10 protein-coding genes and 1 pseudogene are annotated in these 11,314 nt (G+C 58.8%); 5 read left to right on the forward strand and 6 right to left on the reverse strand.

Annotated elements, in window-relative coordinates:
• Positions 1 to 155: 155 nt before the first annotated feature.
• The 3 genes from BFP90_RS21890 (at position 156) to ahpF (ending at position 3,485) form a co-directional block, all read left to right on the forward strand.
• Entirely contained in the window at positions 156 to 1,088 is a 933-nt protein-coding gene (locus tag BFP90_RS21890) for a site-specific integrase (protein ID WP_065897968.1), read from the forward strand.
• A gap of 145 nt (positions 1,089 to 1,233) precedes the next feature.
• Entirely contained in the window at positions 1,234 to 1,797 is a 564-nt protein-coding gene (gene ahpC, locus BFP90_RS21895) for an alkyl hydroperoxide reductase subunit C (RefSeq protein ID WP_005788226.1), read from the forward strand.
• Positions 1,798 to 1,919: 122 nt separating this feature from the next.
• The gene (gene ahpF / locus BFP90_RS21900; RefSeq protein WP_065885681.1) at positions 1,920 to 3,485 is read left to right on the forward strand and encodes an alkyl hydroperoxide reductase subunit F; all 1,566 of its coding nucleotides are present in this window, start codon (positions 1,920 to 1,922) and stop codon (positions 3,483 to 3,485) included.
• Between the two features lie 108 nt (positions 3,486 to 3,593).
• Here ahpF and gloA read toward each other — a convergent pair whose 3' ends face one another.
• Entirely contained in the window at positions 3,594 to 4,115 is a 522-nt protein-coding gene (gene gloA, locus BFP90_RS21905; protein ID WP_065897969.1) for a lactoylglutathione lyase, read from the reverse strand.
• 179 nt (positions 4,116 to 4,294) lie between these two features.
• On the opposite strand from gloA, the gene BFP90_RS21910 reads away from it, so the two are divergent.
• A complete protein-coding gene (locus tag BFP90_RS21910; protein ID WP_065898014.1) occupies positions 4,295 to 4,825 on the forward strand; it encodes a DUF4946 domain-containing protein in 531 nt (176 codons plus the stop codon).
• 270 nt (positions 4,826 to 5,095) lie between these two features.
• Here BFP90_RS21910 and BFP90_RS21915 read toward each other — a convergent pair whose 3' ends face one another.
• Positions 5,096 to 5,461, reverse strand: a complete 366-nt coding sequence (locus BFP90_RS21915) for a histone-like nucleoid-structuring protein, MvaT/MvaU family (protein WP_065892186.1) — start codon at positions 5,459 to 5,461, stop codon at positions 5,096 to 5,098.
• 199 nt (positions 5,462 to 5,660) lie between these two features.
• Positions 5,661 to 7,202 (reverse strand): EAL domain-containing protein, encoded by a 1,542-nt coding sequence (locus BFP90_RS21920; protein WP_065897970.1) that lies wholly within the window; start codon positions 7,200 to 7,202, stop codon positions 5,661 to 5,663.
• 395 nt (positions 7,203 to 7,597) lie between these two features.
• Here BFP90_RS21920 and hppD point away from each other — a divergent pair, with 395 nt between their 5' ends.
• A complete protein-coding gene (gene hppD, locus BFP90_RS21925) occupies positions 7,598 to 8,674 on the forward strand; it encodes a 4-hydroxyphenylpyruvate dioxygenase (protein ID WP_065892196.1) in 1,077 nt (358 codons plus the stop codon).
• Between the two features lie 47 nt (positions 8,675 to 8,721).
• Here hppD and rarD read toward each other — a convergent pair whose 3' ends face one another.
• From rarD to BFP90_RS29320, 3 genes and pseudogenes are all read right to left on the reverse strand, one after another.
• Positions 8,722 to 9,603, reverse strand: coding sequence for an EamA family transporter RarD (rarD, locus tag BFP90_RS21930; RefSeq protein WP_065897971.1), 882 nt, complete (start codon positions 9,601 to 9,603; stop codon positions 8,722 to 8,724).
• Positions 9,604 to 9,751: 148 nt separating this feature from the next.
• Complete coding sequence (locus tag BFP90_RS21935; protein WP_065892197.1) at positions 9,752 to 10,762, reverse strand: aldo/keto reductase; 1,011 nt, start codon at positions 10,760 to 10,762, stop codon at positions 9,752 to 9,754.
• 81 nt (positions 10,763 to 10,843) lie between these two features.
• Positions 10,844 to 10,954 (reverse strand): annotated as a pseudogene (locus BFP90_RS29320) (LysR family transcriptional regulator); the annotation flags it as partial.
• Positions 10,955 to 11,314 lie beyond the last annotated feature (360 nt).

Below are 11,314 nucleotides of genomic sequence, written 5' to 3' on the forward strand. Positions count from 1 at the left end.
TCGTACTGTGGTACAGGGTATGTATTTACATACTATATCACAGCTAAAAACTGCTTTAAATTCATGATTTAACAGATGGGATATTGGCGTATTATCCCGTGTCATCAGCATTTTTAGCGTCGAACCAGGCGTTCGCAGTACGAATAGGCCCTGCCATGAGTGATCTTGATCGTTACCTCAACGCCGCGACCCGTGACAACACGCGCCGTAGCTATCGCGCGGCCATTGAGCATTTCGAGGTCAGTTGGGGTGGCTTCCTGCCCGCCACCAGCGACAGCGTGGCGCGCTACCTGGTTGCGCACGCGGGCGTGCTGGCCGTCAACACGCTGAAGTTGCGGCTCTCAGCACTGGCGCAGTGGCACACCAGCCAGGGGTTTGCCGATCCGACCAAGGCGCCGGTGGTGCGCAAGGTACTCAAGGGTATCCGCGCCGTGCACCCTGCGCGGGAGCGGCAGGCCGAGCCGTTGCAGCTCAAGCACCTGGAGCAGGTGGTGGCGTCGCTTGAGCGTGAAGCCAGCGAAGCCCGTGACAAGCAGGACCGGCCTGGGTGGCTGCGCGCCAAACGCGACACGGCGCTGATCCTGCTGGGGTTCTGGCGTGGCTTTCGCAGCGATGAGCTCTGTCGCTTGAGTGTCGAGCATGTCCAGGCGGTGCCGGGAGCCGGCATCAGCCTGTACTTGCCGCGCAGCAAAAGTGACCGCGACAACCTCGGCAAGACCTACCACACACCCGCACTGCTGCGCCTGTGCCCGGTACAGGCCTACAGCGAATGGCTCAGCGCCTCGGCACTGGTGCGCGGCCCGGTGTTTCGCGGGATCGATCGCTGGGGCAACCTGGGGGAGGAGGGGCTGCACCCCAACAGCGTGATTCCACTGCTGCGCCAGGCGCTTACGCGCGCGGGCATCCCGGCCGAGCAGTACACCAGCCATTCTCTGCGACGTGGCTTCGCTACCTGGGCTCATCGCAGCGGCTGGGATCTGAAGTCGTTGATGAGTTACGTCGGCTGGAACGACATGAAATCGGCCATGCGCTATGTTGAAGCGACGCCTTTTCTCGGCATGACGCTGGCGACCCAACCGCTGCTATGAGATTTCTTCTATTAATACAGTCATCTGATAGAGAAACCCAATCGTCAGCATCAGGTTTGCCAATGAGCCATCGTCACAGAGAGTGGGTAGGATTCACCCCATCAACTTGTTAAGCCCTTCTACAAACCCTGACGGAGAGTCAACGATGCCTATCATCAACAGCCAAGTAAAACCGTTCAAAGCCACCGCGTTCAAAAACGGCAGCTTCCTCGATGTGACCGACGCTGACCTGAAAGGCAAGTGGTCTGTGGTGTTCTTCTACCCAGCCGACTTCACCTTCGTTTGCCCAACCGAACTGGAAGACCTGGCTGACAACTACGCCGAATTCCAGAAACTGGGCGTAGAAATCTACAGCGTGTCCACCGACACCCACTTTGCCCACGCTGCCTGGCACAACACTTCGCCAGCCATCGGCAAGATCCAGTACACCATGATCGGCGACCCGACCCTGACCATCTCGCGCAACTTCGACGTGCTGATCGAAGAAGCCGGTCTGGCGGACCGCGGTACGTTCGTGATCAACCCGGAAGGCCAGATCAAGATCGTTGAACTGAACGACGGCGGTGTTGGTCGTGACGCGTCCGAGCTGCTGCGCAAGATCAAGGCAGCCCAGTACGTTGCTGCCCACCCTGGCGAAGTGTGCCCAGCCAAGTGGAAAGAAGGCGAGGCCACCCTGGCTCCGTCCCTGGACCTGGTCGGCAAGATCTAAGTCTGTGAAGTCTCAAGGGCGGGTATCCGCACCTACCCAGTAAGCTGCAACCGCCCTCAAAAACGCCCGGGCGAGATTCGCTCGGGCGTTTTTTTTACCCAGAATTAAAGGAAATCGCCCGTATGTTGGACGCCAATCTTAAAGCTCAGTTGAAGTCATACCTGGAGCGGGTTACCCAGCCGATCGAGATCGTCGCCTCCCTCGATGACGGCGCGAAATCCCAGGAAATGCTCGCTCTTTTGCAGGACGTAGCCAGCCTCTCCACGCTGATTACCCTGCACAGCGATGGCAATGATGCGCGCAAGCCGTCGTTCTCCATCAACCGCCCGGGTGCCGAGATCAGCCTGCGTTTCGCCGGCATCCCCATGGGCCATGAATTCACGTCCCTGGTGCTGGCCCTGCTGCAAGTCGGTGGCCACCCATCCAAGGCCAGTGTCGAAGTGATTGAACAGATCCGTGCCTTGAAAGGCGAGTTCAGCTTCGAGACTTACTTTTCGCTGTCGTGCCAGAACTGCCCGGACGTGGTCCAGGCGCTGAACCTGATGGCCGTGCTCAACCCCAACATCCGCCACGTAGCCATCGACGGCGCGCTGTTCCAGGCTGAAGTCGATGAGCGCCAGATCATGGCGGTGCCCAGTGTCTACCTCAACGGTGTGAACTTCGGCCAGGGCCGTATGGGCCTGGAGGAAATCCTCGCCAAGCTCGATACCAGCGGTATCGAAAAGGCCGCCGAGAAAATCAGCGCCAAGGATGCCTTTGATGTATTGGTTGTCGGCGGTGGCCCGGCCGGTTCATCGGCTGCGATCTACGCTGCCCGCAAAGGCATTCGTACCGGTGTGGCCGCCGAGCGTTTTGGTGGTCAGGTACTGGACACCATGTCCATCGAGAACTTTATCTCGGTACAGGAAACCGAAGGCCCGAAACTGGCCAGTGCCCTGGAAGCCCATGTACGTCAGTACGACGTCGATATCATGAACCTGCAGCGTGCCAGCAGCCTGGTGCCGGCGAAAAACGCCGGTGAGTTGCACGAAATCCGCTTCGAAAGCGGTGCGACGCTCAAGTCCAAAACCGTGATCCTGGCCACTGGTGCGCGCTGGCGTGAAATGGGCGTGCCGGGCGAGCAGCAATACAAGGCCAAGGGCGTGTGCTTCTGCCCGCATTGCGATGGCCCGCTGTTCAAGGGCAAGCGCGTAGCCGTGATTGGTGGCGGTAACTCAGGCGTCGAAGCCGCCATCGACCTGGCCGGTATTGTCAGCCATGTCACGTTGCTGGAGTTCGACAGCAAGCTGCGCGCCGACGCTGTGTTGCAGCGCAAGCTGTACAGCCTGCCGAACGTCGACGTAATCACCAGCGCATTGACCAGTGAAGTCAAAGGCGATGGTCAGAAAGTCACCGGTCTTGCCTATAAGGATCGCGACAGCGGCGAGTTCAAGACCCTCGACCTGGAAGGCATCTTTGTGCAAATCGGTCTGTTGCCCAACACTGACTGGCTCAAAGGCACTGTGGAACTGACGCCTCGCGGTGAGATCATCGTCGATGCGCGTGGCGAGACCTCATTGCCGGGTGTATTCGCCGCCGGTGACGTGACGACTGTGCCGTACAAGCAGATCGTGATTGCCGTGGGCGAGGGCGCCAAGGCTTCCCTGAGTGCGTTCGACCACCTGATCCGCACGTCCGCCCCTGCGTAAAATCCAAAGCGCAAATAAAAAACCCCATGAGTGATCATGGGGTTTTCTCGTTCTCGTTCCCACGCTTCGCGTGGGAATGCCTACCGTGACGCTCCGCGTCACACAGCGTTACATCGGTGCTGGCTGAATGATTTCAACCCAGTACGCATCCGGGTCCTTGATAAAGGCCAGGCTTTTCATGCGGCCATCGCTCAGGCGCTTCTGGAAATCGCAGCCCAGGGCTTCGAAGCGTTCGCACGCCGCGACGATGTCCGGCACCGAGATGCAAATGTGGCCAAAGCCACGAGGGTCGGTGTTGCCGTTGTGGTAGGCGAAATCGGCATCGTTTTCGGTGCCGTGGTTGTGGGTCAGTTCCAGAATGCCAGGGATCGACTTCATCCACTGGGTGCGCTCAGTCGCGTCAGCCGGGATCTGGGCCTTGTCCACCAGGGCGAGGAAATACAGGCTGAATTCGGCTTCCGGGAAATCGCGTTTTTCAACCAGGGAAAAACCCAGTACGCGGGTGTAGAAATCCAGCGACTTGGTGATGTCCTTGACCCGCAGCATGGTGTGGTTGAACACGAAGTTCGCGGTGGCGGTATCAGGTTGGGCAGTAACGCCGGGGAAGGTGTTCAGTTCGTGCAGGCTCATGGGCCCTCCAGAAAAAAATGGGGCAATGCGGTCCCTTGGCTTGCGGCAAGCATCCGTGCAGATGGGCCATGATACGCAAGGCCTGCCGGTCACGCCAAATGAAAAAGCTGACGCAACCCTTGCGAGCTGTGGGTCCGGGGCCGCAAACTTTGGCGCTGGAACCCTGGATGCTTTTTGCAATGATCGAGTTTCGTAAAGCGCTGTTGAGTACCGTGTGTCTACTGCTGGCGAGCCCGCTCGTATGGGCGACCGACCCCGAGATCCATTGGCCCAGCGGTTGGCAGGTGGAGGAAGTTGAACCCGACGCCGCCGGAAAGAGCCAGGCCGTGACGCGTCAACGTGCGATCAAGAATGACGAAAATGGCCAGACCTTGATGGTGATGGAGTTGACCGGTACGCCAATTGAGGCCGGGCACCAAGTCAATCTTCAAGGCGTGTTGCTGGAGATGCGCAAGTCCATTCAAAAAGATTTTGCCCAGGGTGGTTATCAAAGCGTGTGCACCAAAATGCACGCCGCTACATTGAGCCGCCTTGATGCGCTGGAAACTACCTGTGTGATTACCGAGAACGGTCGGCATGTGCTATCGCAGACACTAGTGGGCGCGGTGGATAAGGAAAAGGCCTACGTGTTTTCATATGCGGGCCAGGCGCAAGCGTATGAGGCCAGTCAGGATGAAGTCAATTCAGTACGTGACAGCCTGAAACTTTGAATGGGTGTATGCGAAAGAAAGTGAACTTTAATTTAAGTTCGCTTGCGAACCTGAAAACGAAAAAGCCCCGCGTGAGCGGTAATGCCGTTCAGTTAAGGCTTTTTGTAGGAGCGAGCTTGCTCGCGAAAAACCACAGGCGCCGCGTTCAATCAGGAAACACGCGTTATCGTTGACGTTTTTCGCGAGCAAGCTCGCTCCTACAGAGGGCGATGTACGCTTAACTGAACAGCATTACCCGCGTGAGCGGGGCTTTCTATTAGTGCATGTTAATCAACCGCGAAGCCAGGAATCTACAGTGGCAGCGCCGTGCTCTTCTTTCCAGGCTTTCAGGCCGCGATGGTTGCCGCCTTTGGTCTCGATCAGCTCACCGGTGTGCGGGTTCTGATAGACCTTGACCACGCGGGCGCGGCGCTGTTTCGGTGCGGCCGCAGGCGTGGCGCCGCGCTTGGCCGGGTTTGGATCAAGGATGGAGATCACATCGCGCAGGCTCTTGTCGTAGCTGCCCATCAGTTTTTTAAGTTTTTCTTCAAATTCGATTTCTTTCTTCAGCCCGGCGTCGTTCTTCAGGGATTCCAGCTGGGCAAGCTGCTCTTGAAGGGCTTTTTCTGCTGCGCGAAATTCGGCGAGTCTGGACAAAATCTGTACTCCAATAGTGTAGTTAGCTGATATCTACTGCGAAGAAAGCCTTAAGCCAAGAGGGTTAAGCTAACTCAAACGAAAACACCTGACTGTGAGTGTATCGCCGGCAAGAAAAATTGTAGTAGTTAATCCACTTCGAGTAAATCATGTCTTTTGTCTAAATAACGTGCTGGCCGTGAAGGCAGTCGGTGACTGTTCACTGACGGGTCACCGACTTAATGAATTCATCGCCGGGTAATGGACGCCCGAACAGGTAGCCTTGCAGGAAGTCCACGCCTTTTGCGACGAGGTAATCACACTGTTGCGCTGTTTCCACACCCTCAGCCACGATGCCCAGGTCGAGTTTGACGGACAGTTCGATGATGCTGTCCAGAATATGCCGTGAGAGGGCATCCGCACCGATCATGGCGACAAAGCTTTGATCGATCTTCAAGTAGTCCACATTGAAGTGACGCAAGTAGCCCAGGCTGGAATGCCCGGTGCCGAAGTCATCTATGGCGATCATCACGCCCAACTGGTGCAGCGCGTCGAACAAGCGCCGTGCGATGTCGGTGGGCTCGATCAACTCACGCTCGGTCAGTTCCAGTACCAGGGTTATCTGGCCGGGCGGGAACGCCGCAAGAAATGCTCGGCAGTCGTCCACCAGCTCCAGGTCCTGGCAATGACGCGCGGTGATGTTCACGCCGATATGAAACCCCGGGCTGAAGCGCTCTGCGTGCGGCGCCAGTTGCGCGGCCGTCTGGCGCAGCAGGGCGCGTGTCATGGGCACGATCAGCCCGGAGTGCTCGGCCAGGGGAATGAACAGGTCCGGTCGCACCAGGCCTTCCTTTGGGTGTTGCCAGCGCATCAGCACCTCGCAACCGGCCCATTGGCGTGTGTCGCCGCGCACCACCGGTTGAAAATACGGAATGAACTCATCGGCGCCCAGGGCACGTTGCAACTCGTGGGTAGGCGCCGAAGAGCGCTTTTGCAGCCAATGGGCAAGGAGGCCGGCCAGCACACCAAAAAACACCACCAGGCTGAACACAGCCGGATAGCGCGCCTGCATGTAACGCCAGACCTCACCCTCGGGCATGCCCACGTCGACGCTGTATTGATAGCGGTTGGAGGCCAGGAAGTGAGGGGCTATGGCAAACTTCGGCGGCGCGTCGGTATGGACCTTGCCGTCGGCGTCCAGCCAGTTGGGGCCCACCTTTAACACCAGGGAGGCGTAGCGGCTGATCAGGCGCAGGGCATTGGTGAGGTGGTAACCGTCAATCGAGGCAAACGCGCCTCGATCACCGTCGACCAACCGGTACACCAGCAGTGCGGTATCCGGCGTGACGGGGTTGCCGTTCATCAACCACAAACGCCCGCCAACATAGTCGTCCGGGTTGACCGGCGAGTTATGCCGGCTGCCGAACAATGAACTGCAATAAATCTTTTTCTGCCAGGACAAGGTGGTAGCGCGCACGAACGGCCGGCGGGTGACCTGTTCACGCAGTGCCAGCGTTGCCGCGTTGTCACACGGCAAGCCGGCCAGCGGCAACAGGTCCTGGGCGGCGAGGGCGGTGTTGTCGAGCATCAAGTCGAACTGACGCACCGCTTCCCTGGCCGTTTGCGCAGTGTTTTGTTCAAGCGTGCGCTCGGCTTGCCAATAAAGAATCACGACCCCCAATAAAACGGGGAGCAGGCCGCAGACGATGCTCAGGCAATGACGGGCAACTCGGCTTCGTGGGCCTTGGGATGTAAAGGGCATAGAGGAGCGGCCGTGCAAAAAAAAGAAGGGGACAATGCCGATGATAGATGGCATTCACACAAGTCGCTCAGCAAAACGTAACAGCGTCTGCCCGGGTGACAAAGCCCTTGCGCGCGGCAAGGCAATGGGGATTTGATAAGCGTACGGGCAAATAGAGCGCGGACAAAAAGTGTTACGCTGTGTAGAATCGATTTACGCATACAAGAATATGGACTTACGCTCACGCAAGCCTCGCCGTCAGAGACTGATGACACCATGAAGCAACTCGGTTCTCCCCTGATTTTTGGTGACTTCCTCGCCCGCAGTGTGCGAGGCCTTTCCTGTGCGCCCCCCGCCGACCTCATCCTTGCCGGTAAATAACCAGTTGTTAATCCAAGCATGATGAGGCACCCGACATGACCGACCAATACGAAAACCCGATGGGCCTGATGGGCTTTGAATTCATTGAGTTCGCATCGCCGACCCCGGGCATCCTGGAGCCGATCTTCGAGATCATGGGCTTCACCAAGGTGGCGACCCACCGTTCCAAGGACGTGCAGCTGTTTCGCCAGGGCGAGATCAACCTGATCCTCAATAACGAGCCCAACAGTCTGGCCTCCTACTTCGCCGCCGAACACGGCCCGTCGGTGTGCGGCATGGCGTTTCGGGTGAAGAACTCGCAGCAGGCCTACCAGCGCGCCCTCGAACTGGGGGCCCAGCCGATTCATATCGAAACCGGTCCGATGGAGCTGAACCTGCCGGCGATCAAAGGCATCGGCGGTGCGCCGCTGTACCTGATCGACCGGTTTGGCGAGGGCAGCTCGATCTATGACATCGACTTCGTCTACCTCGAAGGCGTAGACCGCAACCCGCAAGGCGCCGGCCTCAAGGTCATCGATCACCTGACCCACAACGTCTATCGTGGCCGCATGGTCTACTGGGCCAATTTCTACGAAAAACTGTTCAACTTCCGTGAAGCGCGCTACTTCGACATCAAGGGTGAGTACACCGGCCTGACGTCCAAGGCCATGAGCGCGCCGGATGGCATGATCCGCATCCCGTTGAACGAAGAATCGTCCAAGGGCGCAGGCCAGATCGAAGAGTTCCTGATGCAGTTCAACGGCGAGGGCATCCAGCACGTGGCGTTTCTCACCGATGACCTGGTCTCGACCTGGGACGCGTTGAAGAAGATCGGCATGCGCTTCATGACCGCGCCGCCGGACACTTACTACGAAATGCTCGAAGGCCGCCTGCCCAACCACGGCGAACCGGTGGACCAGCTGCAGGCCCGCGGCATTTTGCTGGACGGCTCGTCGATCGAAGGCGACAAGCGCCTGTTGCTGCAGATTTTCTCGGAAACTCTGATGGGCCCGGTGTTCTTCGAGTTCATCCAGCGCAAAGGCGACGATGGGTTCGGCGAAGGCAACTTCAAGGCGTTGTTCGAGTCGATCGAGCGCGATCAGGTGCGTCGCGGTGTGTTGACCGCCGACTAGGCAAAAAATAAAGCCCGGCTTCGGCCGGGCTTTATTTTGCCTGGGATTCAGGCTCTGCGCTGACGCACCAGGTGCTTGAAACCTTCATACATCAGCACCATCACCGCCAGCCAGATCGGGATATAGGTCAGCCATTGCCCGCCCTTGATGCCTTCACCCAGCAGTAGCGCTACGGCGAGCAACAACACCGGCTCCACATAACTGAGCAGGCCGAACAGGCTGAAGGCCAGCAATCGGCTGGCGATGATGTAGCTCACCAGCGCCGAAGCACTGATCAAGCCCAGCATGGGAATCAACGCGTACAACTTCGGCTGCGCATCCAGTACCGCGAAACCCTGCTCGCCGCTTTGTACAAACCACCAGGCCACCGGCAACATCAGCGCCATGTCCAGCCACAGGCCGCCCAGATGGTCGGTGCCCAGGTACTTGCGCACCACGAAGTACACCGGGTAACCGATGATCACCACCAGCGTTGCCCAGGAAAACCCGCCAGCCTGATACAACTCGTTGAGCACGCCCAGCGTGGCAAACACCACGGCGATCTGCTGCAAGCGCGACAACTGCTCGCCGTAGACCAGCCGTCCGGTCAGTACCATGGTCAGCGGCAACAGGAAATACCCCACCGACACGTCCAGGCTGCGCCCATTGAGCGGCGCCCACATGAACAGCCATAACTGCACGCCGAGCAGCGCGGAGGACCCCAGCACGCCGCCGATCAAGCGCGGCCTGGTTGCCAACATGCGCAGCAACTCCCACGCCCGTCGCCATTCGCCGCTGACCACCATGAAGACGGTCATGCAGGGCACGGTCAGCAACATGCGCCAGCCGAAAATTTCCAGGCCACTCAGGGGGGTGAGCAGCGACGTAAAGTAATACATCACGGCAAACAACACCGAGGCCGATACCGATAACACAACACCTTTAGACACGCAGTCCTCGCGAAAGCCGATTTGAGATAAACAGGAAGAATCGAGAGGCAGATTATGGTGCTTTTGGTGGCTCAGGTGCGCTGATTTGGGGCAAAAGGCGGAAAAAGGTTGAAAATGGTCGTTTTACACGCTTGGGCTCAAGGGTTGTCTATGAGCGCACCGTACGACCCGAGACAAAGTGACTCACATCATTGAACCCCGGCGTGGACGAGTGCCCAGGGGTTACCAGCGAATCGATGAATGCTTCATCTTCCGCGCTGATCTTCACCTCAAGTGCGCCGGTATAGGCATCCCACTGCGCCTCGGTGCGCGGGCCGACAATCGTCGAGCTCACCGCTGCGCTATTGAGCACCCAGGCAATCGCAAACTCGACCATGCCCACGCCACGCCCCTGGGTGTATTGCTGGATCTGCTGGGCGATGCGCAGCGATTCGACGCGCCATTCGGTTTCCAGGATGCGTTTGTCCTGGCGTGCAGCGCGGCTGCCAGGCTCGGGTGTCAGGTCCGGCGCGTACTTGCCGCTGAGCACGCCCCGCGCCAGCGGGCTGTACGGCACCACCCCCAGGCCATAAGCGGCAGCGGCGGTGATCTGCTCGACTTCGGCCTGGCGATTGACGATGTTGTACAACGGCTGACTGATGATCGGCCGGTCAACGCCCAGGCGTTCGGCCACGCGTATAACCTCGGCAATACGCCAGCCGCGGTAGTTGGACAACCCCCAGTGGCGAACCTTGCCCTGGCGAATAAGGTCGCCGATCGCTGATACCGTGACCTCCAGCGGAGTGTCGGGGTCCTCGCGGTGCAGGTAGTAGATGTCCAGGTAGTCGGTGTCCAGGCGGCCCAGGCTGGCCTCCAGCGCGTTGAACATACGCTTGCGGCTCAGCCCGTTGCGGTTGGGCATGCCATCCGCCGGGCCCATCCCGACCTTGGACGCCACCACCCAGTCCTGTCGGTTGCGCGCGATGGCCTCGCCGACGATTTCCTCGGAGCGTCCGCCGGTGTAGACGTCGGCGGTGTCGATAAAGTTGATGCCTTGGTCCCAGGCCTTATCGATGATGCGCAGCGAGTCTTCAGTGTTGGTCTGTTCGCCAAACATCATGGTGCCCAGCGTCAGGGCGCTGACCTTTAATCCGGACTGGCCCAATGTGCGGTAAATCATGCAGAGCTCCTCATGGTAGGCAAGCGTGTGTCATGCAATACCAGACACGAGCGCTTTGGAACAAGCGCTGTGTGTGTTTTTTCATGCACTCAGCAGGGGCTGGCAGCGCTCGTGTAAAAATCGCTGCGGCACTTTCATCCGTTTCGGGACCTGCAGGCGGTGGGGACACATCAGGTTGAACGGCGCCGGCTGACGGATGCTTCACAATCCAAATGTGGGAGGGGGCTTGCTCCCGATGGCGGCTTCTGGGCCGACCAGGATTTTGTGTCGAGCCTGGTCCAAATGTGGGAGGGGGCTTGCTCCCGATGACGGCCTCAGGGCCGACCAGGATTTTGTGTCGATCCTGGTCCAAATGTGGGAGGGGGCTTGCCCCCGATGACGGCCTCAGGGCTGACCAGGATTTTGTGTCGATCCTGGTCCAAATGTGGGAGGGGGCTTGCTCCCGATGGCGGCCTCTGGGCCGACCAGGATGTTGGATCAGCCCGAGTACATATCCGTTTCTGCGGTCACGGCTGCTAATGGTTCCGCTTTTACAGCGGCTCACTTTTGAAA

The organism is Pseudomonas sp. 24 E 13 (genome assembly GCF_900004715.1).
In the GTDB taxonomy this organism is placed as follows: domain Bacteria; phylum Pseudomonadota; class Gammaproteobacteria; order Pseudomonadales; family Pseudomonadaceae; genus Aquipseudomonas; species Aquipseudomonas orientalis_A.